The following is a 21,862-nucleotide window of genomic DNA, read 5'->3' as shown; positions in this document are numbered from 1 at the left end:
TCTCAAAATCAGAACATAAGGTCAATCGACGACATGCGTCTTCCTTTCCTCGCCCTGATCCTCGGTTTGGCAGGACTTATACCTTTCCTGACCCTTGGTGGGTGGATTTTCCTCGCAGGACTTTTTTCTCCACTCCCGCATCTAACCGTTATTCTTCTGGCCTATGGGGCATGCATCCTGTCTTTTCTCGGCGCAGTCCACTGGGGCCTCGCCATGGAGCGGCCAGATATCATCACAGTTCAGGGAACGGCAGATCGTGACCGCCAGAGACTCCTCCTGGGTGTCTGCCCTGCGCTCTGGGCATGGCTTTCCCTCTGCGTCGGACTGCTTGGAGGACTGCGCGCCGGATACCTGCTTGAGGTTATCGGTTTTCTGGCAACGTTTGCTGTAGAACGAATGGCTTGGAAGAATGGCGCGCTGCCACCGGGATACATGCCCCTGAGAGGCGTTCTGACGGTGGGGGCTGTCATAAGTCTCCTCATGGCAGCCCTGGCGCCGTTACAGAATTATACGCTGTAGGATTTGGCCAAAGCGTCAAACGCTTTAAGGCGGGTCAACAAGGCCCGCATTTCTGAAAGTGGCACCATTGTTGGACCATCACTCGGAGCATAATCCGGGTCCTGGTGTGTCTCGATGAAAACTGCCGCAACACCGATAGACAACGCTGCACGGGCGAGGGGTTCAACAAACTCCCTCTGTCCGCCCGTGGAGGCCCCTAGACCACCCGGTTGCTGCACAGAGTGGGTGGCATCGAAAACAACCGGATAACCCGTCTGAGCCATAATCGGCAGGCCGCGCATATCACTGACGAGCGTGTTGTAACCAAAGCTCGTGCCACGATCACAGAGCATGATTCGCTCGTTACCGGTGGAAGCCAGCTTGGCCGCGACATTTGCCATATCCCAAGGCGCCAGAAACTGACCCTTCTTGACATTGATGGCACGCCCCGTTTGCCCGGCAGCAAGCAGGAGGTCAGTTTGTCGACACAGGAAAGCGGGGATCTGGAGCACGTCCACAGCCTCCGCAGCGACAGCACATTGCTCGGCAGCATGAACATCCGTCAGAACAGGAACGTCAAAGCGTTCACGGATAGAAGAGAGAATATCCAGCCCCATCTCCATGCCTACACCGCGGGCCGCATTCACGGAACTACGGTTCGCCTTGTCATAACTGCTCTTGTAGATCAGCCCGATATCCAGCTCTCGACATAACGTGGAGAGCGCGTCTGCCATCTCCACGGCATGATCTCGGGATTCGATCTGGCATGGCCCTGCAATCAGGGTGAAGGGCCGGTCCTGACCAATCTCAAGCTTTCCAATCTGGAAGCTCACTTGCTTTCAGCCCGCTTACGAGCTGCCCCGATAAATCCTGCGAAAAGCGGATGCGGATCGAACGGCTTGGACAGCAGTTCCGGATGATATTGCACGCCGATGAACCATGGATGATCTGGATACTCCACCACTTCCGGCAGAACGCCGTCCGGAGACATCCCAGAGAAACGCAGACCCGTCTTTTCCAGGCGATCCTTGTAGTGAAGGTTCACTTCCCAGCGATGACGGTGACGCTCGCGAATATCGGTCGTACCATAGATCTCAGCGGCACGTGATCCTGCTGCCAGCCTGGCAGGGAATGCACCGAGACGCATCGTGCCGCCAAGATCACCGCCTTCACGACGGCGCATCAGCTCATTGCCGTTCGCCCATTCCGTCATGAGGCCGACCAGCGGCTCACTTGTGGGGCCGAATTCAGTGGAAGACGCTTTCGTGAGGCCAGCAAGCGAACGGGCACATTCGATCACGGCCATCTGCATGCCGAAGCAAATACCAAGGAACGGAATGCCGTTTTCACGCGCATAGCGGACGGCCTGAATCTTGCCTTCTGCGCCACGCTCACCGAAGCCGCCCGGAACCAGAATGGCATCCGCATCCTTCAGGCGCTCGGCAATATCACCTGACTTCTCGAATTCTTCCGATTCGATCCAGTCGAGTTTGACGCGTACATTGTTCGCGATACCGCCATGCAGCAGGGCTTCCGCCAACGACTTGTAGCTGTCCAGAAGCGCCGTGTACTTGCCGACGACAGCAACCTTGACCTCACCCTCAGGCTCACGAATCGCGTGGACGATCTTTTCCCAGCGCGTCAGGTCCGGCGAACCTTCGAACGGCAGACCGAAATAACGCAGAACTTCGCGATCCATGCCTTCGTTATGGTACGAAATTGGGCACGCGTAGATCGTATCCACATCCAGCGCCGCAATCACAGCTTCCGAACGGACGTTACAGAAGTTCGCGATCTTGCGGCGTTCGTTTTCCGGAATCGGACGATCCGAACGACACAGCAGCACCTGTGGCTGAATGCCGACATTCTGCAGTTCCTTGACGGAATGCTGCGTCGGTTTCGTCTTCAACTCACCGGCTGAGGGGATGTAAGGCAGCAGCGTCAAATGAACGCACATGGTCTGGTTATGCCCCAGATCATTGCGAAGCTGACGAATGGCTTCAAGGAAAGGAAGGCTCTCAATGTCGCCAACCGTTCCGCCAATTTCCACCAGAACGAAATCATACTCTTCCGTCCCAGCCACCACGACATCCTTGATGGCGTCCGTGATGTGGGGAATGACCTGAACGGTTCCGCCCAGATAGTCGCCGCGACGTTCGCGGGCGATGACATCGGAATAGATGCGACCTGTTGTGGTGTTGTCTGCACGGCGGGCATGGACGCCCGTAAAGCGCTCATAATGACCAAGGTCGAGGTCGGTTTCGGCCCCGTCGTCAGTAATGAACACCTCGCCATGCTGATACGGGCTCATCGTGCCCGGATCCACGTTCAGGTAAGGGTCCAGCTTACGCATGCGGACCTTGTAACCGCGTGCCTGGAGGAGAGCAGCAAGAGCCGCAGAAGCGATGCCCTTGCCGAGAGAAGATACCACACCGCCGGTGATGAATACGAAGCGCGTCATGGGCGCTCCTCATACACCGAAGGTGGGGGCGAGGGGAAGCGTCGAGATGCTTCCCGATTCAGTTAGTGAGCAGGCGTCTCGGCAGGAGCCGGAGCAGCAGGGGTTGCAGGCGCAGCAGGAGCCGTCGTCACAGCAGCCGGGGCAGGCAGATCTGCAAGGATATCATGGCCGCCGACACCCGAGGAAGCACCGCGGTTCAGAAGGGCCAGAACGAGGCAGAGCAGCATGAAAACGCCAGCGAGCACAGATGTCGCACGCGTCAGCAGCGTTGCCGTGCCGCGGCCAGTCATGAAGGAGCCCATGCCCTGGCTGCTACCGATGCCGAGGCCGCCGCCTTCACTGCGCTGGATCAGGATCGTACCGATCAGGGCCAGTGTGACCAGCAGATTGATGACAAGCAGAAAAGTGGTCATGAACGATAGGGTCCGGACAATGGTTGGGATGAAAGACGGAGCGATGCCGCTTCGGCAATGCGCAGGAAGCTTCTGGCCTCCAGGCTGGCACTACCAACCAGCACTCCGCCAAGCACCCCGATGGAAAGAATAGTCGGCGCCTGGGCCGGTGTTACGGAGCCGCCATACAGGATTGGCACGCGAATGTCATCCATCTTGAGACGGGACTGCAACAGACCACGCAACAAAAGCAGCGTCCGTTCAAGCTCTTCCCGGGATGGAGTGACGCCACTTCCAATCGCCCAGACAGGCTCATAAGCCAGCACGCCATTGAAATTATCGGTCAAAGAACCGTCAATCTGACTGGCCAGAACTGTTGCCGCACGACCATCCTGCCGCTCGGCCATCGTTTCCCCGATACACACAACAGGGATCAGCCCGGCAGCTTCTGCCGCCTGCACCTTTTGCCTGATCAGGGCGTCGTTTTCACCATGGGCCTGCCGACGTTCTGAATGCCCCAGAAGAACATAACGCGCGCCTGTATCGGCGAGCATTTCAGCCGAAATATCACCTGTGTGAGCACCGGAAACCGCAGTATGACAGTCCTGCGCTCCCAGCATTATGGATGATCCTGCGCCCTCAAGTGCCTCAGCCACACGGTCCAGTTGCGTGAAGGGTGGGCAAATGACCATCCGCACATCGTCAGGCAGCGAACGCGCACCTTCGGCCACAGCTGTTGCAAGTTGCAGTGACGCCTCCCGCAAGCCATTCATCTTCCAGTTCCCGATGACAAGTTTCGGCGTTACATTCATGCTTCCTCCTGGGGGTGGCCTGTCAGCTTCTGGTCAAGCGCGGCTCACGACATTATGGTGCGGCAAGTTCTAGCGGGCCTTCCCCGTCCGCACCATCCCGCCATCCGGATCCGTCCTGACCCTATGATTACCACCCTACGCCACCTCCTTGTTGATTCCTGGGCCGGCCGTGCCGCCGCAATCCTGATTTTCCTGGCCTTCATCGGGTGGGGTGTAGGAGACGTCTATTCCAATATGGGGACGAGCAGCTCCAATACGATCGTCACGATCGGGAACAGAACGATCACACCGGATGACCTTGCGCGGGCACTCTCCGCACAGCTACCAGCGGCAGCCCAGCAGATGGGACTGTCTGATCCGTCGCATCTGCCGGACGGTACGAAGCAGCAGATTGCACGTCAGGTTCTTCACAATCTCGTGATCCAGAACGAGGTACAGCTTGCAGGCGAGCGTGCTGGCATGGTTGTGCCAGATGAGTTGATCCGGAAGGAAATCTTCGCGATCCCGGCTTTTCACAATGCAGCAGGTCAATTTGATCGTAGCATGCTGAATGACCGACTGGCCCGCATTGGCATTACCGAAAAACGCCTGATCCAGATGATTCGCGAGGACATCATTTCCCGAGCCCTGCTTCAGGGTATGGGCGCTTCCGTTCAGGCACCAACATCCCTTCTGAACCGTCTGTTCGCCTTCGATGCAGATCAGCGCGTCATGGATGTTCTGCGCGTTCCGTTCACTTCAACAGCAGTGTCAGCGGCCCCAACCGACGAGCAGCTTCATCGCTATTACGACAATCATCCGCAGGATTTCCGCACCACGGAATATCGTCATGCCAAGATGGTCGTAATGACGGCAGACAGCGTCGCCAAGACAATCGAAGTACCGGATGACGTTCTACACAAGCTGTATGATTTTCAGTCCCGCACGTACAACATGCCGGAAACACGCACGCTTCAGGTTCTGACGTTCCAGGAAGAGAGCAAAGCCAATGCTGCGGCTACGGCATGGCGCAACACCAATGCGTGGGACGCGATCCAGAAGGCCTATCCGGATGCAGCGGCTGTCGCTCTTCCGCACGTCCGCGAGAGCGACATCCCAAACCCCGAACTCGCCAAGGCAGCTTTTGGAGCGCCCGCTAATCAGATCAGCGGTCCGACGAAGACGGCAGCAGGCTGGGTCGTATTCAACATCACGGATGTCGTCGCCCCTCATCAGACCACTTTCGAGCAGGCTAAGCCTGAACTGCGCGATCAGGTCCAGAAGCAGGAAGCTCCCGAAGCACTTCAGGCGCGCCTGAAGCAGTTTCAGGACGCGATTGCAGGCTCCACAACGCTTGAGAAAATTCCATCCAACCTTGGTGCGGTGCCAGCAGCTGGCTCGCTTGATTCCCATGGCCTGATGCAGGACGGAACTCCAGCACCAATCCCGGGCGACGCAGGCCTGCGCCAGTCCATCGTTCAGCATATCTTCTCTCAGAAGAAAGATGCCCAGCCAGTTGTTGTAAACGGCCCGGATGGATCTGCCTTCGCCGTAGTGGTGGACGAAGTCCATCCTGGAACACGCCGCCCGTTCGCGGATGTACGGGATCAGATCGTTCAGGCTTGGACAGCCGAGCAGCAGCGTCATGCCGCTGATACACGCACCACAGCCCTGTTCACGGAAGCCAAGAAAAGCACACTGGCAAAGGCACTCGAAGGTCAGGCTGAAGCGTCCAGCCTTCGCAAGGATGTAACAATTTCACGCATCCACCCGGACCAGTCTCTTCCTCAGAATGTTCTTCGTGCCGCATTCGGCCTGAAGGTCGGCACAACAGGCATGTATGAAGGGCCGGATGCTTTCTGGATCGTCAACGTGACAGGGCAGAAGCCGGGCGCAGAAGCAGATGCTGCTTCTCTGCAAAAGGAACTGTCGGCCCAGTACGTTCAGGCTCTTCAGGCTGATATCCCCGCTGCTCTGGACGCCAGCCTTGAAAAAACAGTGCCCGTGTCGCACCTGAACACCAATCTCTTCAATCAGGTCGTGGCGTCCACGTCACCGGGGAACGCAGGCGGAGCGCAGTGATGAGCATCGTTCACAGCATTGAAGCCGCAGATCTTTTAACGCCTGTCTCAGCCTACCTCCGGTTGTCACGCCTCTCTGATGATCCGTATCGGATGCTTCTGGAAAGTGTGGAGGGGGGAGCCGCGCGTGGTCGGTATTCCGTGATCGCACTTCTGCCTGATCTGGTCTGGAAGTGCCGTAACGGTGAAGCGGTTCTGGATGGGACGCCCTTGGAGGGCAACCCGCTGGAGACCCTGAAGGACATTATCGACCAGAGCCAGATGACGCTGCCGGTCGATATGCCTCCCATGATCGGCGGGGTCTTTGGCGTCCTGGGATACGACATGGTGCGGCAGATGGAATTTCTGCCAAATGCGCCCATCAACGATCTGGACCTGCCGGAAGGGATCATGATCCGTCCGCAGCTCTTCGCGGTCTTTGATTCCGTGCGTGATGAGCTGACCCTGGCAGTGCCTATCCGTGGCTCAATGACGGAAGCAGAAGGCCATGCGCTTCTGGATCGTGCGCGTGAAGCACTGGCTGCCCCGCTTGAAAATGCCAGCGAGACACTTCCAGCAGGAAGTGAGTTGGCACCGCCGTCCTGCAATATGACGCAGGAGCAGTTTGAAGCGAACGTCCGCAAGGCACAGGATTACATCGCGGCTGGAGATGCCTTTCAGATTGTCCCAAGCCAGCGGTTTACGACACCGTTCCCACTTTCACCGCTTGCCCTCTATCGCAGCCTGCGCCGCGTCAATCCGGCACCGTTCCTGTTCCTGATGGAGCTGGAAGATTACGCGCTGGTCGGATCTTCCCCCGAAATTCTTGTTCGTTTGAGGGAAGGGGAAGTCACGGTTCGTCCGCTAGCCGGGACACGTCCTCGTGGAACGGATCGGGAGCATGATCTGGCACTCGAGAGAGAACTGCTCGCCGACAAGAAAGAGCTGGCTGAACATCTGATGCTCATTGATCTGGGCCGCAACGATGTCGGACGTGTTTCCGAACTTGGCACAGTAGAAGTTCCGGATCAGTTCGTGATCGAACGCTACAGCCATGTGATGCACATCTCTTCAACCGTCACTGGGCAAATCAAAGCAGGCAAAACGGCTATGGATGCCCTCGTCGCGGCATTCCCGGCCGGAACCCTGACCGGAGCGCCAAAAATCCGCGCCATGCAGATCATTGATGAGCTGGAACCAACCCGTCGGGGGCCATACTCAGGATGCGTCGGATATTTCGGAGCAGACGGGGAAATGGATACCTGCATCGGGCTGCGTATGGCCGTTCTCAAAAACGGCCAGATGTATGTTCAGGCCGGCTGCGGTGTGGTCGCGGACAGCGATCCCAACTCCGAATTTCGTGAAACACAGGTCAAGGCGAGGGCTCTTTTCAGGGCGGCCGAAGTTGCCGTCTCCAACGCAGCAAAATCCTGAAACAATGTTGCATTTGACGTAACGAAACGTGAAGGCCATCCTGTTGCCATGATCCTGCTCATCGACAACTACGACAGCTTCACCTTCAACATCGTCCACCATCTGGGGGCGCTGGGTGTTGAATGTGATGTGAGACGAAATGACGCGCTGAGCGTGGACGAGGCGCTTGCGCTCAACCCGTCTGCCATTGTGATTTCGCCAGGTCCTTGTGCACCAGACGGTGCGGGGATCTGCTGTGAGCTGATCCGAGCCGCGGCCGGAAAGTTTCCCGTGTTTGGCGTATGCCTTGGACATCAGGCCATCGGTCAGGTTTTTGGCGCCACCGTTGTTCGTGCGCCCGTGCCGATGCATGGCAAGATCAGCCCCGTAAATCATGATGGAACCGGTGTTTTTGCAGGCTTGCCGCAGCCCGTTAACGTTGTGCGTTATCACAGCCTGACACTCGATCCTGCAACTATTCCCTCGGAACTGATCGTCAACGCCTCTACAGAAGATGGCGTGATTATGGGCATCCGCCACCGGGATTACGACATTCACGGTGTACAGTTTCACCCTGAAAGCATCGCATCCGTTGCGGGCCGTGAACTTCTTTCTAATTTTCTGACTATTGCCGGAATCCGGCACAAAGCTACTGAAGCGGCATGACAGGAAAGACAGATTTTGCAGCCGTGCTTCGCAAGGTGGCTGATGGCAAATCTCTGGCATCGCAAGAGGCTGATGCCGCATTTTCTGCCATCATGGCCGGCTCCGTAGACGCTCCTTTACTCGCCGCATTTCTGACAGCTCTCAAGGTTCGCGGTGAAACAGAAGCGGAGCTGACAGGCGCAGTTCAGGCCGTCCGACGATACATGACGACGTTGCCTGCTGTGCCGGATAATACCCTGGATGTCTGCGGAACTGGCGGAGATGGGCTAGGGACGCTCAATGTCTCCACTGCGGTTGCATTCGTTCTGGCAGGCCTCGGCGTTCCTGTGGCCAAACATGGCAACCGGGCACTTTCATCTCGCTCCGGTGCCACCGATGTATTGGAAGTTCTGGGAATTCCACCCACCGATGACCTGACACTTCAGTCCCGTCGGCTACATGAAAACAATCTGGCGTTTCTGGCGGCACCTTTTCATCACCCCGCGATGCGTCATGCGGCTCCCGTGCGAAAGGCTCTCGGCTTCAGAACTCTCTTCAATCTGCTTGGCCCCCTATGCAATCCTGCACAGGTTCATCGCCAGCTTATCGGTGTTTTTGATGCCCGCTGGTGCGAACCTGTCGTCCGGACTTTGGCTAATCTTGGCAGCACGCATGTCTGGGCTCTTCACGGAACCACAGATGAAGGCGGCAGCGATGAACTGACGCTGGCAGGCCCAGCTCAGATTGTCTGCCTTGAAGATGCGAAAGTCCTCTCTCTTTCATTCGAGCCTGAGATGGCGGGAATGGTCAGGACACCAATCTCAGCCGTTCGCGGCGGAAACGCTCAAGAGAACGCCATTGCGCTGAAGACTCTTCTCGATGGCGCCTCTGGCCCATACCGTGATACTGTTCTTTTGAATGCTGCTGCGGCTCTTCACGTGGCAGGCCGTGGCAATGTCATACAGAATGGCTCGATTGACGCGCAGGCTTTTCGTAACAATGTAGCTCTGGCAGCGAGTGCCATCGACGGTGGCTCCGCGCGCGCAGCTCTGGACAGAGCGGCCATGACAAATTCCACCCTTATAAAAACAAACGCAGGACTATCATGACCTTCATGCATCAGCGACCCGCGATGACCTATGCACCTGAAGGGGTAGAGCAGTTTCCTGACCCGGAAGTTCCGGAGACGACCACGCCGCCCATCAAGGACCCCGCCGTCGAGACAACCGATCGCAGCGACGTTCTTGCTCGCATCTGCGCCCGCACACGTGTGGATGTAGAACAGCGTTCACAGATCATGTCTCTCAAGGAGATCACGCTGCGCGCGCGTGAAGTCACGGCGCCGACAAGGGGCTTCGGTCAGGCCCTTCAACACCTGACAGCAGACCGACAGGTTGGCCTGATTGCTGAAATCAAAAAGGCATCTCCCTCTGCTGGCGTGCTCCGTCCAAACTTCAATCCGGTCGAAATTGCTCTGTCGTATCAGGCTGCTGGTGCGACCTGCCTGTCCGTTCTGACGGAAGGATCATGCTTCCACGGCAGCACAGATGATATCCGCGCCGTTCGCGAGGCCTGCAGTCTTCCGATCCTGCGCAAGGATTTCATTCTTGATCCGTGGCAGGTTCATGAGAGCCGTCTGATTGGTGCGGATTGCATTCTGTTGATCATGGCGGCCCTGACGGAAACGCAGGCGTCTGAACTTATCGGTATTGCTCGCGGCCTGGACATGGACGTTCTGGTTGAAGTGCATGATGCCGACGAACTGAACCGGGCTCTGGCTCTCGACACATCCTTGATTGGTATCAACAATCGAAACCTTCGCACCTTGAAGACCGACATTCAGACCACTTTGGATCTGGCTCCCATGGTTCCACCTGATCGTCTTGTCGTGTCCGAAAGTGGTATCAAGACACAGGATGATCTGCTCAAGGTTGGGGAGGTCGGCGCAAGCGCCGTGCTCGTCGGGGAAAGTCTTCTCCGTGAAGAGGACCCAGGCAAGGCGGCCCGTCGTCTTTTAGGCTTTGTCTGATACTTCCATGCTGGGGGCAAAATATTGCTTGCCCTCAGCACTCTAATTTTCATGCGAGCTCACGCCCTCCTGCTTTTCCTTTCGGAGATGTAACTGGGACCACTCTGGCCTTCCGGGTCGAGTGACGGTAAGAGCTTCCCCAGATTTGTGCATTTGCAGGAGACCTGCCATGGGCGAGACAACGTCCGCTTCCCACCGGAGCAATGGTCCGGCCCTTTCGCCGGAGACAATGAAGCAAGCCTACAAGGACATGCTTCTTGTCCGACGTTTTGAGGAAAAAGCCGGGCAGCTCTACGGAATGGGGCTCATCGGCGGCTTCTGCCATCTTTATATTGGCCAGGAAGCCGTTGTTGTCGGCATCGGCCTGAACATGAAGCAGGGCGACAAGTCCATCACGTCATACCGCGATCATGGTCAGATGCTGGTGGCAGGGATGACGCCCCGCGGCGTAATGGCAGAGCTGACGGGACGTTCAGGCGGGTATTCACGCGGGAAGGGCGGCTCCATGCACATGTTCTCCCGCGAAAAAGAGTTCTATGGCGGTCATGGCATCGTCGGAGCACAGGTGGCTCTGGGGACCGGTCTGGCTTTTGCCAACATGTATCGTGGCACAGACGAGGTCTCCATCGTCTATTTCGGTGAAGGTGCATCGGCGCAGGGGCAGGTTTACGAGAGCTTCAATCTCGCCGCTCTGCATAAGCTCCCCTGTATCTATGTAATCGAGAACAACCGGTACGGCATGGGCACATCCATCGAGCGCGCCTCTGCGTCCAAGGATCTGTCTCGCAATGCAGAGCCTTGGGGCATCCCGAGCCGCAAGGTTGACGGCATGGACGTATGCGCCGTGCATCAGGCTGCACAGGAAGCCATGGAGCATTGCCGCTCCGGAAAGGGACCTTTCCTGCTGGAAATGGAAACCTACCGTTACCGCGGGCACTCCATGTCCGATCCGGCAAAGTACCGCGACCGTGCCGAAGTTGAAGAAATGCGTCGGACGCGTGATCCGATTGAAACCCTGAAGGCCGAGATGCTGCGTAACGGCATTGAAGAAAGCACCTTCAAGGACATTGAAGTCGAAGTGAAAGCCGTCGTGGCGGACGCTGTTGAATTTGCACAGACCTGTCCGGAGCCGGACCCGTCCGAACTCTGGACTGATATTTTGGTGGAGGCCTGATTTCCATGGCATCTCTGATTCTGATGCCGGCCCTGTCGCCGACCATGACCGAAGGTACAATCGCACGCTGGCTTCGTCAGCCTGGCGATGCGGTAAAGTCTGGCGATGTGATTGCCGAGATTGAGACCGACAAGGCCACGATGGAAGTCGAAGCTGTTGAAGACGGTGTGTTTGGCAAGGTGCTGGTTCCTGAGGGCAGCGAAAGCGTTGCCGTCAACACACCTATCGCCGTTCTCCTTGAAGATGGTGAGGATGCCACGGCTGCTGAGAACGTAACACGTTCTGCTGATCCGGCTGCGGGTGCCCCAATCGCAATTGAGACTCCGTCTGCTGCCGCGATTATTGAGGCTCCGGCAATCAAGCAGGCAGATGCGGAAAAGGACTGGGGCGAGACGAAAAACATCACAGTCCGTGAAGCTCTTCGCGATGCAATGGCCGCAGAACTTCGGCGTGATGAAGACGTATTCCTGATGGGCGAGGAAGTTGCCCAGTATCAGGGCGCTTACAAGATCAGCCAAGGTCTGCTGGACGAGTTTGGTGAGAAGCGTGTGATCGACATGCCTATCACCGAACATGGTTTCACCGGGATGGCAGTTGGCGCGGCTCTGACGGGACTGAAGCCGATCGTTGAGTTCATGACCATGAACTTCTCGCTACAAGCTATTGATCATATTATTAATTCTGCTGCCAAGACACTTTATATGTCTGGCGGTCAGATGGGTTGTCCAATCGTCTTCCGTGGGCCAAATGGAGCCGCTGCCCGTGTTGGCGCACAGCACTCCCAGTGCTTTGCAAGCTGGTATGCCCACATTCCGGGCCTGAAGGTTGTGGCTCCCTGGTCTGCGGCTGACGCGAAAGGTCTGCTACGCGCCGCTATCCGCGACCCGAACCCGGTTGTCGTGCTGGAAAACGAGATCCTGTACGGCCAGAAATTCCCATGCCCCACGGATGACGACTTCATCCTGCCGATCGGGAAAGCCAAGATCGAGCGCGAAGGCAAGGATGTGACGCTAGTAGCGTTCTCCATCATGGTGGGTGTTGCGCTTGATGCTGCTGCCAAGCTCGCGGAAGAGGGCATTGAGGCGGAAGTCATTAACCTTCGTACGTTACGTCCGCTGGACACCGAGACCATCATCAAGAGCGTCAAAAAGACGAACCGGATTGTTTCCGTCGAAGAGGGCTGGCCGGTCGCGGGTATTGGCGCGGAAATCTGCACTGTCGCTGTTGAGCAGGCGTTCGACTGGTTAGATGCCCCGCCAGCCCGCGTCTGCGGACTTGACCTGCCGCTGCCTTACGCATCCAATCTTGAAAAACTGGCACTTCCGAAACCCGAATGGGTTGTGGAAGCAGTCCGCAAGCAGTTCGGGGACTGACCGACAATGGCAACTGATATCCTGATGCCGGCCCTGTCGCCGACAATGACCGAGGGTAAACTGGCTCGCTGGCTCAAGAATGAAGGCGATAAGGTTTCAGCCGGTGATGTGATCGCTGAAATCGAGACCGACAAGGCCACGATGGAAGTCGAAGCTGTGGACGAGGGCATACTCGGCCGCATTCTTGTTCAGGAAGGCGTGGAGGGCGTTGCGGTCAATACGCCCATCGCAATTCTGGTTGAGGAAGGCGAAGACGTACCGGCTGCGTCTTCTGGACAGACACCTGCTATCGCCGCTTCGGCCGCTGAGCCTGTTGCTGCTGCAAGTGCACCTGCGCCAAGCGCCAAAGCCGCGTCCCCAAAGGAGAGCAGTGAGCGTATTTTTGTCTCTCCACTGGCCAAGCGTATGGCTAAAGAGCGCGGCATCGCTCTTGGAACCTTGAACGGAACCGGACCGAATGGCCGCATTCTGAAAAGGGACGTTGAGAAGGGCGGTAACGCTGCTCCAGCCGCAGCGAAACCTGTACCTGCGGCACCGATCGCCGTTGAGGGCGATATCACGCGCGTTCCGAACTCCACGATGCGCAAGGTCATTGCGCGACGCCTGACGGAATCGAAGACGCAGGTCCCGCATTTCTATGTATCAGTGGACATTGAGCTTGATGCTCTGCTCGCACTTCGCTCCAAACTAAATGCGACCGCCGAAGAGAACAGCTTCAAGCTCTCGGTCAATGATATGATGATTAAAGCTGTCGGGCTGGCACTGAAAAAGGTACCGGGTCTGAACGTTCAGTTCACGGATTCCGAGACGCTGCATTTCGAGAATGTGGACATTTCGATGGCTGTCTCCATTCCGGAAGGCTTGATCACGCCAATCATCCGCAATGCGGACCTGAAGTCCCTGCGTGAGATCAGCCGTGAAGCCAAGGATCTGGCCAAGCGTGCGCGAGCAGGCAAACTGAAGCCTGAAGAGTTTCAGGGTGGCACGTTCTCCATCTCGAATATGGGCATGTTTGGCGTCCGGGATTTTGCTGCGATCATCAACCCGCCGCAGGCCGGAATTCTGGCCATTGCGTCAGGAGAGAAACGTGCCGTGATTCGAGGAGACCAGCTTGCAATTGCAACTGTCATGACCGCGACACTTTCTGTTGATCATCGTGCCGTTGATGGCGCGCTTGGGGCACAGTGGCTAAATGCCCTGCGCGATATCGTACAGAACCCTTACACTCTGGTGGTCTGATCCATGTCCGATACTTTCGATCTGATCGTTGTTGGTGGCGGTCCTGGCGGATACGTTGCAGCGCTTCGAGCCAGCCAGCTTGGCATGAGCGTTGCCATCGTGGAGAGCACGCATTTTGGTGGCGTCTGCCTCAATTGGGGCTGCATCCCTACAAAGGCGCTTTTGCGTTCCTCCGAAATTCACCATCTTTTGCATGATCTGAATACGTTCGGCTTCTCGGCCGAGAACATATCCTTCGATCTACCCAAGATTGTGGCCCGATCCCGTGGCATTGCCCGTCGCATGGGCGGGGGCATTGCCCATCTGCTCAAGAAGGCCAAAGTCACGACCTTTGACGGTCGTGCTAAACTGGCTGGCCGGGCAGGGGAAGCACACAAGATTTCCATCACCAAGGATGGTGCCGAAGTGGCGATCATTAAGTCGCCCAACGTCATTCTGGCTACTGGTGCACGCGGCCGCCAGCTTCCGGGTCTGGAGACAGATGGAAAGCTGATCTGGGGTGCGCGTGAAGCCATGACCCCGACCGAACTGCCGAAGCGCCTGCTGGTCATCGGTTCTGGTGCCATTGGTATCGAATTTGCGTCCTTCTATCGCAACATGGGTAGTGAAGTAACGATTGCCGAAGTGGCGGACCGTATTCTGATCGCCGAAGATCCGGAAATTAGTGCCGCAGCCCGCAAGGCCTTCGAGAAGCAGGGGATGAAGATCATCACCGGTGCGAAGGTTGGCCCGCTTCAGAAGGGTGAAAACGAGGTTTCCACCACCATTGAAAGCTCCTCCGGTACGGTTGATCTGACTGTGGATCGCGTGATCTGCGCTGTCGGCATTGTTGGAAACGTTGAGGATCTGGGCCTCGAGGGGACCAAGGTTCAGGTCGATCGCACTCATATCATCACGGACGGCTTCTGCCGCACGGCAGAGCCGGGCATCTATGCGATCGGGGACGTTGCAGGTGCTCCGTGGCTGGCTCACAAAGCAAGCCATGAAGGTATTCTCTGCGTCGAGAAGATTGCCGGTCGTTCGCCGCAGCCTCTTCATGCCTTGAACATTCCGGGCTGCACCTACTCTCGTCCCCAGATTGCTTCGGTAGGTCTGAGCGAAGAGAAGGCTATTGCCTCTGGTCATAAGGTCCGCGTCGGTCGCTTCCCGTTCATGGCGAATGGCAAGGCCGTAGCGATGGGGGAGACGGAAGGCATGGTCAAAACCGTGTTTGACGCAACCACCGGAGAGCTTCTTGGTGCTCATATGATCGGTGCCGAAGTCACGGAAATGATCCAGGGTTATGTTATCGCCCGAACTAGTGAGCTGACGGAAGCAGAACTGATCGAGACGGTTTTCCCGCATCCGACAATCTCCGAGACGATGCATGAAGCGACTCTGGCGGCCTTCGACGGTCCGCTCCATATCTGAGCAGCATGTCCCAGCGCATCACCATAGATCACCGTGAGATGTCTGCTCTCCGTCATCCGGAGAAGGCACATCGTCCTGATAATCCGATCCAGCGTAAACCGTCCTGGATTCGGGTAAAGGCGCCCAACCATCCCGTGTACCACGAGACACGGGCGCTGATGCGGGAGGCCAATCTGGTTACGGTCTGCGAGGAAGCAGCCTGTCCGAATATCGGGGAATGCTGGTCCCAGCGTCATGCGACCATGATGATCATGGGCGAAATCTGCACGCGGGCCTGCTCTTTCTGCAACGTGACAACTGGCCTCCCAAAAGCCTTGGACACAGACGAACCGCGCCGGGTTGCAGAAGCCGTGGCAAAGCTTGGTCTCAAGCATGTTGTCATCACATCAGTTGATCGTGATGACCTTGCGGATGGAGGCGCTCGTCATTTCGCGCACGTCATTCAGGCCATACGCTCAGCTTCACCAGGTACGACAATCGAAATTCTGACGCCTGATTTTCTTCGGAAACCAGGCGCACTTGAGATTGTGGTGGAGGCACGGCCTGACGTTTTCAATCACAATATCGAGACCGTGCCTCGTCTCTATCCCACAATCCGGCCAGGTGCGCGATACTATCAGTCATTGCGTCTGCTGGACGGTGTAAAGAGGCTCGATCCATCCATTTTCACCAAGTCTGGCCTGATGCTTGGCCTTGGTGAGGAGAAGATGGAAGTATGGCAGGTCATGGATGATTTCAGGGTTGCTGACGTCGATTTTTTGACGTTGGGCCAGTATCTTCAGCCGAGCGTAAAGCATGCATCGGTCGAAAAGTTTGTTACCCCGGAAGAATTTGACGGCTATGCTGCGGCTGCCCGTTCCAAAGGATTTCTCCAGGTCAGTGCAAGCCCTCTGACACGATCCTCCTATCATGCGGACAGTGACTTCGCGAAGCTGCAGGCTGCGCGAAACAGCCGTCTGAAAGAAAGTCCCTGATGCCGACACATGCCGAGCAACGGTTGATTGCCTACACGCCGGAGCAACTTTTTGATCTGGTCGCAGATGTGGAGAGATATCCGCAGTTTCTGCCATGGTGCGTCAAAGCGACTATCAAATCCAAGACGGAGCATGAACTGGTAGCTGACCTGACAATCGGGTTCGGTCCGTTCCGTGAGACCTTTACCAGCCGTGTGACCTTGGAATGCCCTTCGCGTATCCGCGTCCGTTATGAAAAGGGGCCTTTCCGGTATCTGAACAACGTCTGGACATTCACACCAGACCCTCGTGGCTGTCTGGTAGACTTCTTTGTAGACTTTGAATTCCGTTCCCGTCTTCTACAGAACGCGATGGGAGTTGTTTTCAATGAAGGCGTTCGCTTGATGGTCTCAGCCTTCATCAAGCGTGCCCGCGATATCTACGGAGTACAGGCTGCACAGAACCGCACCCCGCAGCCAGGACTTTCTTGAGTACAGGAAAGAATTCGTAATACGTCATGAACCATTTGGCGCATGAGGCGTTCTCAGCCTCAAGCACCGAATGGTGTCATGAAAGGATTACGCAATGAAGAAATTTACCTTCGGCGCATTTGCCTTCTCGGCTTTGATTGCTGCTTCTTCCCCGGCTATGGCCGCACACCATGGGCATCACCATGGCAAGAAGGCTGCCGCCCACGCTCAAAAGTCTGACGAAGCTTCTGCAACGGACGCTCTTAACGCTCGTTCACTGCAGCAGGCTCAAACGCCGGTCCAGGCACAGGCACCAGCAGCTCCACTTCCTGTTGCAACGGCTCCAACGTCTGCTGTTGTTCCTACGGCCCCGCCGGTTCCAGCCGTACCGCCGGCAGCGTCAACCATGCCAGCAACGGCGCCTACTGACGGTCAATAAGTTCTCAGTCGGTACACCCGTTGGAAAAGCCCTTACCAGATCGGTAAGGGCTTTTTTTTGTTTACACCTTCAGGACCATTTCCAGAGCATGTCTAACCGTTGCATTTCTGACAGCGGCGCGGTCTCCGGAAAAAATATGTCGCTCTGAGATTGCCTTTCCTGGAAAAATAGCTAGCCCGAAACAAACCGTTCCCACAGGCTTATCAGCACTTCCACCGTCTGGCCCCGCTATTCCTGTTACGGATACCGCCACGCTCGCATCCGCAGCATGGCACAGTGCGCCTTCTGCCATGGCTTGCGCTGTCTCTTCACTGACTGCGCCGTATCGAACAAGAGTTTCTTCTGGAACACCCGCCGCACTGTTTTTAAGAGCGTTGGAGTACGTTACGAGTCCTCCTTCGATCACACTGGACGAACCTGCGATATCGGTAAGCGCTGCACAGATCATACCCCCGGTACAACTTTCCACCGTCACCAAGCGTAGGTCTCGGGCAGCCAAATGCGCGAAAACTTTTTCACAAAGTGATCGAAAATCAGTTTCCGACATGGGAAGCACTCACTCGATAAACCATCATATTGGCTTCGATATTCTCGATGTACATCCGCGTTTCCCGGTAGGGAAGACGTTCGATCCAATCTAGAATACCATCTTCAGATAAAGGATCGGCGGGTGGATTTGCTTTGAGCCACAGATCCACCCGATGCGGCCCAGCATTATAAGCAGCCAAGGCATAGGGAATGACGTTATCAAAGCGCGCAAGCAACTGGGATACGTAAGCATTCCCGACGGTCAGATTGGTCTGAGGATCCAAAAGTGCAGCTGCAGAAACATTAATGCCCCCAAGATGGGCGCGCCTCACCACATCGGTCGCAGCCCCGGGTAAAATCTGAAGCAGACCAATAGCGTGAGCCCCACTGATGGCAGCAGAATCGAACCCGCTTTCCTGCCTGATAACAGCTGGAAGCAAACCATCTGGAATAGTCGATGCTTCCGGCCATGGATTAGGGAACCCCTGCGGATAGAGGGCAACGCCTTTTCGTGACAAGGCATGAGCGGCAAAGACTTCAGCGGCAGGAACATTAAGACGTGAGCCAAGGTCTGCCACAGCCTTCTGGCCTTGCGGCGTCGGATTGGCGATCAGAAGAAGCAGCAGGAAGTCTTTAGCGTGTTCCTGATCTCCTGACTGCATCAGGTCAGTGGCCGCCTCGACGAGATCCTGTCGCTGCAAGTCTCCTGATGCCACCGACGGAAGAGAGTGCAAGCTTTGCTGGAGCGCACTATCGAATTCCTGAGACGTCGTCCCGGCCAAAATAAAAGACTGCTCCCCGGAAAGAACTGCCTGAGCAAGCTGGCCATGGAACGTCGTGGGAAAATGTGTCGCATGCTCAAATGCGTCCTGCGCGTCTCCTGAATGCCCTGCGGCCTGGCGGGCGCGCGCAGTCCAGTACCAGCCTCGAGCCTGCATCGTGAGTGAGGAAGCCTGCTGGAGCGGCTTGAAAAACTCCTCTGCTTGGTCGGGAGTGTTCAAGAGCCGAAGAGCAATAAAGCCGGAGAGATTTTGCGCTTCCTGACGGTCGATTTCGGTAAGCGGCAGTGTTGTGTCCTGCGCTAGGGCATAAGCGTCCTGCACACGACCTGCGAGGAGCAGGGCGCGCGCCAGACTTGCTCTTTCACTGGACCATTCATGAGAAGGGGCCGCGGCTTGCAGACGTGAACCCATATCATTCCAGAGCGCCAAAGCGTCATCCAGGCGGTCTTCGCGCCGGAGAGCCCGCAGGCGATAACGAATTAAAATGGGATCTGCACGCTCCGCAGGAGATAGAGCATCAAATGCGCTGTCGGCAGCAGGCGAAACGGATCGTTCAGCGAGTCTCGCGCGCGCAAGAGCCTGACGTTCGGGCAGCAGGCGAGGGATCTGACGTCCCGCTGCCGAAAACTGGCCTTTGGCTTCAAGACGCTCATAACGCTGCCACTGATCATCCGCACCGAAGACAGTGGCATATCTCGCTAAAAGAGCACCTTCTTCCTGAGCAGTTCCTGCGCCAGAGACCCAAAGCCTACGCGCTTCATTTACTGCACTGGGGAGATGATCCTGACAGTTCAGGAAAGCCGAGACGAGTGTCAGGGGAAGAGACGGGCAGAGACGGTTTAACGCGTCAGGATCAGACGTATGCGTAAGGACATTCTGATATCGCCACAGAATTTTGGCGCGTTGCGGCCAGACCGGCGTCTCCAGAAGAAAAGCGGCATAGTCGTCCGCAGGTCGGTCCGTGGCTGAAGGCGCAACAAGTGACAGCCACTGAGCCAATCGGTCCTGAACCGAGGGTGTAGGAGGCAAGGGAGCTGCCGCCCCGAGAAACAGGGCGGCAGCCAGCAGAAGTGGTCGGTCAGTTCGGCAGCACAACATGATGCCAGATTTCTCCTCCGCCGCGGATGATGAGCTCAATCGCCACACCCAGCACGACAAACAGACCACACCATGCGATCCAGCTGTAACGGGCCAGAAGCCCGGCAATGAACGACGCGGCAACGCCCATCAGCAACACAGAGAACGCGAGACCGCCCATGAGAATCCATGGATGACCAATAGCAGCCCCTGCGACAGCGAGGACATTGTCCAGACTCATGGAAAGATCGGCAATGACAATCTTGAGAATGGCAGGCCCAAGCCGGGAAGGGGCGTCAACCTCGACATCCGCATCATTGTGTCGGAGCTCCCGATACATCTTCCAGCAGACCCAGAGCAGAAGACAGCCACCTGCGAGCGTCAGGCCGACAACAGCCAGAAGACGGGCTGCGACCAGTGCCAACCCAATTCGCAGGACGGCAGCAAAGGCCGTGCCGATCAGGATGGCCAGACGCCTCTGCCGCCCCTGAAGGCTACGAACCGCCATCCCGATGACAACGGCGTTGTCTCCCGCGAGCGTGATATCAATGAGGGTGACCTGTGCCAGCGCAAACAGGCCGTGAACGAAAGTATCAGGGAGCAAGGTTGTCATTCTTCCAAAAGGGGTCCGTGCAATATCCTCGTATTTGGTCTAAGCAGCCTCCGTAAAGCCCCACTCGCCTCCGGAGTTCTCATGGTTCCGCGTTATAGCCGCCCCCAGATGACCGCAATCTGGTCGCCCGCCAACCGTTACCGTATCTGGTTCGAAATTGAAGCCCTGGCCTGTGAAGCCATGGCGGAACAGGGCGCAATCCCTGCCGAATCAGCCAAAACGATCCGCGAAAAAGGGGATGCTGCAATGGCCGCATTCTCCGACGCTGATCTGGCCCGGATTGACGAGATCGAGGCTGAAACGCGCCATGACGTGATTGCGTTCCTGACATGGCTGGCAGAAAAAGTCGGCCCGGACAGCCGCTTCGTTCATCTCGGCATGACGTCTTCGGATGTGCTGGACACATGCCTGTCTGTTCAGCTGACACAGGCTTCGGACCTTCTTCTTGAAGATCTGGAGCGCGTTCTCGCGGCCCTCAAGACGCGCGCATACGAGCACAAGCTGACCGTGACGATCGGCCGCAGTCACGCCATTCATGCGGAACCGACCAGCTTCGGCCTGAAACTGGCTGGCCATTATGCAGAATTCGCGCGCAACAAAGAGCGTCTGCTTCAGGCCCGCAAAGAAATCGCTGTCTGTGCCATTTCCGGTGCGGTCGGTACGTATGCTCATATTGACCCGGCAGTTGAAGAATACGTCGCTGAAAAACTGGGACTTGTTGCCGAAAGCGTCTCCACACAGGTTATCCCCCGTGACCGCCACGCAGCATTTTTCTGCACCCTGGGCGTGATTGCCAGCGGCATTGAGCGCCTCGCTGTTGAAGTTCGCCATTTGCAGCGCTCGGAAGTGCGCGAAGCGGAAGAGTTCTTCCACAAAGGCCAGAAGGGCAGCTCCGCGATGCCGCACAAGCGGAATCCGGTCTTATCCGAAAATCTGACAGGCCTTGCCCGCCTGATTCGCTCCCACGTTACGCCTGCACTGGAAAACGTTGCCCTGTGGCACGAACGTGACATCAGCCACTCAGCCGTAGAGCGGAACATCTGCCCTGACGCCACGATCGGGCTTGATTTCGCTCTGATGCGCCTGGCTGGCATGATGGAAAAGCTGATGGTCTATCCAGACCAGATGATCGCCAACATGGAAAGCCTCGGTGGCGTTGTCCATTCGGGTGAAGTGCTGCTGGTTCTGGCCCGCGCTGGCATTTCCCGCGAAGACGCCTACCGGATTGTCCAGCGCAACGCCATGGAGACATGGACGAAGCTGGGCCACCCTGACTTCCGCACGTTCCGCGAGAATCTTGAAGCAGATCCGGAAGTTGCCGGCCGTGTCAGTGCGGAAGTTCTGGACCGGGCCTTCGATCCGGCGCAGCATCTCAGCCAGGTTGATCGCATCTTTAACCGCATTTTCGGTTAATCTGGACAAACGGGGGCGGGAATAGTTTTCCCGCACTCTCGCGGTTCCGGTTCCGCAATGCTATGGAACCGAAAAACCGTCGCTGGACCAGCCGTTTCCGCA

21 protein-coding genes are annotated in these 21,862 nt (G+C 56.8%); 14 read left to right on the top strand and 7 right to left on the bottom strand.

The window, feature by feature from the left end; genetic code table 11:
* Positions 1–33 precede the first annotated feature (33 nt).
* The gene (locus JN414_RS08745; RefSeq protein ID WP_046901665.1) at positions 34–519 is read left to right on the top strand and encodes a DUF3429 domain-containing protein; all 486 of its coding nucleotides are present in this window, start codon (positions 34–36) and stop codon (positions 517–519) included.
* On the opposite strand, the gene kdsA is transcribed toward JN414_RS08745, so the two are convergent.
* From kdsA to tpiA, 4 genes are all read right to left on the bottom strand, one after another.
* Positions 507–1,331, bottom strand: coding sequence for a 3-deoxy-8-phosphooctulonate synthase (kdsA, locus tag JN414_RS08740; RefSeq protein WP_202207550.1), 825 nt, complete (start codon positions 1,329–1,331; stop codon positions 507–509). The two genes, JN414_RS08745 and kdsA, sit on opposite strands and share 13 nt — an antisense overlap.
* Entirely contained in the window at positions 1,328–2,959 is a 1,632-nt protein-coding gene (locus tag JN414_RS08735) for a CTP synthase (RefSeq protein ID WP_202207549.1), read from the bottom strand. The genes kdsA and JN414_RS08735 overlap by 4 nt, the downstream gene beginning before the upstream one ends.
* Positions 2,960–3,021: 62 nt before the next feature.
* The gene (gene secG / locus JN414_RS08730) at positions 3,022–3,372 is read right to left on the bottom strand and encodes a preprotein translocase subunit SecG (protein WP_202207548.1); all 351 of its coding nucleotides are present in this window, start codon (positions 3,370–3,372) and stop codon (positions 3,022–3,024) included.
* Positions 3,369–4,163, bottom strand: coding sequence for a triose-phosphate isomerase (tpiA, locus tag JN414_RS08725; RefSeq protein WP_202207547.1), 795 nt, complete (start codon positions 4,161–4,163; stop codon positions 3,369–3,371). Before tpiA ends, secG begins: the two co-directional genes overlap by 4 nt.
* Positions 4,164–4,286: 123 nt before the next feature.
* On the opposite strand from tpiA, the gene JN414_RS08720 reads away from it, so the two are divergent.
* The 12 genes from JN414_RS08720 to JN414_RS08665 all read left to right on the top strand — a co-directional run bounded on the left by JN414_RS08720 (position 4,287) and on the right by JN414_RS08665 (position 17,347).
* Positions 4,287–6,224 (top strand): peptidyl-prolyl cis-trans isomerase, encoded by a 1,938-nt coding sequence (locus JN414_RS08720; protein WP_202207546.1) that lies wholly within the window; start codon positions 4,287–4,289, stop codon positions 6,222–6,224.
* Entirely contained in the window at positions 6,224–7,636 is a 1,413-nt protein-coding gene (gene trpE, locus JN414_RS08715; RefSeq protein ID WP_202207545.1) for an anthranilate synthase component I, read from the top strand. Before JN414_RS08720 ends, trpE begins: the two co-directional genes overlap by 1 nt.
* A 48-nt stretch (positions 7,637–7,684) precedes the next feature.
* Positions 7,685–8,281 (top strand): aminodeoxychorismate/anthranilate synthase component II, encoded by a 597-nt coding sequence (locus JN414_RS08710; protein ID WP_202207544.1) that lies wholly within the window; start codon positions 7,685–7,687, stop codon positions 8,279–8,281.
* Positions 8,278–9,369, top strand: coding sequence for an anthranilate phosphoribosyltransferase (gene trpD, locus JN414_RS08705; RefSeq protein ID WP_202207543.1), 1,092 nt, complete (start codon positions 8,278–8,280; stop codon positions 9,367–9,369). The genes JN414_RS08710 and trpD overlap by 4 nt, the downstream gene beginning before the upstream one ends.
* Entirely contained in the window at positions 9,366–10,289 is a 924-nt protein-coding gene (gene trpC, locus JN414_RS08700) for an indole-3-glycerol phosphate synthase TrpC (RefSeq protein WP_202207542.1), read from the top strand. The genes trpD and trpC overlap by 4 nt, the downstream gene beginning before the upstream one ends.
* 169 nt (positions 10,290–10,458) lie before the next feature.
* Positions 10,459–11,463: a pyruvate dehydrogenase (acetyl-transferring) E1 component subunit alpha gene (gene pdhA, locus JN414_RS08695; protein ID WP_202207541.1), complete on the top strand. Its 1,005-nt coding sequence runs from the start codon at positions 10,459–10,461 to the stop codon at positions 11,461–11,463.
* Between the two features lie 5 nt (positions 11,464–11,468).
* The gene (locus tag JN414_RS08690; protein WP_202207540.1) at positions 11,469–12,836 is read left to right on the top strand and encodes a pyruvate dehydrogenase complex E1 component subunit beta; all 1,368 of its coding nucleotides are present in this window, start codon (positions 11,469–11,471) and stop codon (positions 12,834–12,836) included.
* A gap of 6 nt (positions 12,837–12,842) precedes the next feature.
* Positions 12,843–14,075 carry a pyruvate dehydrogenase complex dihydrolipoamide acetyltransferase gene (locus tag JN414_RS08685; protein WP_202207539.1) on the top strand — a complete coding sequence of 411 codons (1,233 nt, stop codon included), beginning with the start codon at positions 12,843–12,845 and terminating at the stop codon, positions 14,073–14,075.
* A gap of 3 nt (positions 14,076–14,078) precedes the next feature.
* A complete protein-coding gene (lpdA, locus tag JN414_RS08680) occupies positions 14,079–15,485 on the top strand; it encodes a dihydrolipoyl dehydrogenase (RefSeq protein ID WP_202207538.1) in 1,407 nt (468 codons plus the stop codon).
* 5 nt (positions 15,486–15,490) lie between these two features.
* Positions 15,491–16,459 carry a lipoyl synthase gene (gene lipA / locus JN414_RS08675; protein WP_202207537.1) on the top strand — a complete coding sequence of 323 codons (969 nt, stop codon included), beginning with the start codon at positions 15,491–15,493 and terminating at the stop codon, positions 16,457–16,459.
* Entirely contained in the window at positions 16,459–16,929 is a 471-nt protein-coding gene (locus tag JN414_RS08670) for a type II toxin-antitoxin system RatA family toxin (RefSeq protein ID WP_202207536.1), read from the top strand. Before lipA ends, JN414_RS08670 begins: the two co-directional genes overlap by 1 nt.
* A 94-nt stretch (positions 16,930–17,023) precedes the next feature.
* The gene (locus JN414_RS08665; protein ID WP_202207535.1) at positions 17,024–17,347 is read left to right on the top strand and encodes a hypothetical protein; all 324 of its coding nucleotides are present in this window, start codon (positions 17,024–17,026) and stop codon (positions 17,345–17,347) included.
* 61 nt (positions 17,348–17,408) lie between these two features.
* Here the strand turns inward: JN414_RS08665 and JN414_RS08660 are convergent, their stop codons facing one another.
* The 3 genes from JN414_RS08660 to JN414_RS08650 are packed head-to-tail and all read right to left on the bottom strand — an operon-like array spanning position 17,409 to position 20,347.
* Positions 17,409–17,894 carry a CinA family protein gene (locus tag JN414_RS08660; RefSeq protein WP_202207534.1) on the bottom strand — a complete coding sequence of 162 codons (486 nt, stop codon included), beginning with the start codon at positions 17,892–17,894 and terminating at the stop codon, positions 17,409–17,411.
* Complete coding sequence (locus tag JN414_RS08655) at positions 17,881–19,755, bottom strand: lytic transglycosylase domain-containing protein (protein ID WP_202207533.1); 1,875 nt, start codon at positions 19,753–19,755, stop codon at positions 17,881–17,883. Before JN414_RS08655 ends, JN414_RS08660 begins: the two co-directional genes overlap by 14 nt.
* Positions 19,736–20,347, bottom strand: coding sequence for a YjbE family putative metal transport protein (locus JN414_RS08650; protein ID WP_202207532.1), 612 nt, complete (start codon positions 20,345–20,347; stop codon positions 19,736–19,738). Before JN414_RS08650 ends, JN414_RS08655 begins: the two co-directional genes overlap by 20 nt.
* Before the next feature lie 81 nt (positions 20,348–20,428).
* Between JN414_RS08650 and purB the strand changes: the two genes are divergently transcribed.
* Positions 20,429–21,760 (top strand): adenylosuccinate lyase, encoded by a 1,332-nt coding sequence (gene purB / locus JN414_RS08645; protein ID WP_202207531.1) that lies wholly within the window; start codon positions 20,429–20,431, stop codon positions 21,758–21,760.
* The last annotated feature ends 102 nt before the right edge of the window (positions 21,761–21,862 follow it).

Source organism: Gluconobacter sp. Gdi (assembly GCF_014132155.1).
Classification (GTDB): domain Bacteria; phylum Pseudomonadota; class Alphaproteobacteria; order Acetobacterales; family Acetobacteraceae; genus Gluconobacter.
This window is presented reverse-complemented; position numbering and strand designations above follow the sequence as displayed.

Coding starts and splice junctions, on each gene's coding strand:
- JN414_RS08735 (WP_202207549.1), bottom strand. CDS start 2,959: ATGACGCGCTTCGTATTCATCACCGGCGGTGTGGTATCTTCTCTCGGC.
- JN414_RS08685 (WP_202207539.1), top strand. CDS start 12,843: ATGGCAACTGATATCCTGATGCCGGCCCTGTCGCCGACAATGACCGAG.
- lpdA (WP_202207538.1), top strand. CDS start 14,079: ATGTCCGATACTTTCGATCTGATCGTTGTTGGTGGCGGTCCTGGCGGA.
- purB (WP_202207531.1), top strand. CDS start 20,429: ATGGTTCCGCGTTATAGCCGCCCCCAGATGACCGCAATCTGGTCGCCC.
- tpiA (WP_202207547.1), bottom strand. CDS start 4,163: ATGAATGTAACGCCGAAACTTGTCATCGGGAACTGGAAGATGAATGGC.
- JN414_RS08720 (WP_202207546.1), top strand. CDS start 4,287: ATGATTACCACCCTACGCCACCTCCTTGTTGATTCCTGGGCCGGCCGT.
- trpD (WP_202207543.1), top strand. CDS start 8,278: ATGACAGGAAAGACAGATTTTGCAGCCGTGCTTCGCAAGGTGGCTGAT.
- JN414_RS08690 (WP_202207540.1), top strand. CDS start 11,469: ATGGCATCTCTGATTCTGATGCCGGCCCTGTCGCCGACCATGACCGAA.
- secG (WP_202207548.1), bottom strand. CDS start 3,372: ATGACCACTTTTCTGCTTGTCATCAATCTGCTGGTCACACTGGCCCTG.
- JN414_RS08660 (WP_202207534.1), bottom strand. CDS start 17,894: ATGTCGGAAACTGATTTTCGATCACTTTGTGAAAAAGTTTTCGCGCAT.
- lipA (WP_202207537.1), top strand. CDS start 15,491: ATGTCCCAGCGCATCACCATAGATCACCGTGAGATGTCTGCTCTCCGT.
- JN414_RS08670 (WP_202207536.1), top strand. CDS start 16,459: ATGCCGACACATGCCGAGCAACGGTTGATTGCCTACACGCCGGAGCAA.
- JN414_RS08710 (WP_202207544.1), top strand. CDS start 7,685: ATGATCCTGCTCATCGACAACTACGACAGCTTCACCTTCAACATCGTC.
- trpE (WP_202207545.1), top strand. CDS start 6,224: ATGAGCATCGTTCACAGCATTGAAGCCGCAGATCTTTTAACGCCTGTC.
- JN414_RS08745 (WP_046901665.1), top strand. CDS start 34: ATGCGTCTTCCTTTCCTCGCCCTGATCCTCGGTTTGGCAGGACTTATA.
- JN414_RS08650 (WP_202207532.1), bottom strand. CDS start 20,347: ATGACAACCTTGCTCCCTGATACTTTCGTTCACGGCCTGTTTGCGCTG.
- trpC (WP_202207542.1), top strand. CDS start 9,366: ATGACCTTCATGCATCAGCGACCCGCGATGACCTATGCACCTGAAGGG.
- pdhA (WP_202207541.1), top strand. CDS start 10,459: ATGGGCGAGACAACGTCCGCTTCCCACCGGAGCAATGGTCCGGCCCTT.
- JN414_RS08665 (WP_202207535.1), top strand. CDS start 17,024: ATGAAGAAATTTACCTTCGGCGCATTTGCCTTCTCGGCTTTGATTGCT.
- JN414_RS08655 (WP_202207533.1), bottom strand. CDS start 19,755: ATGTTGTGCTGCCGAACTGACCGACCACTTCTGCTGGCTGCCGCCCTG.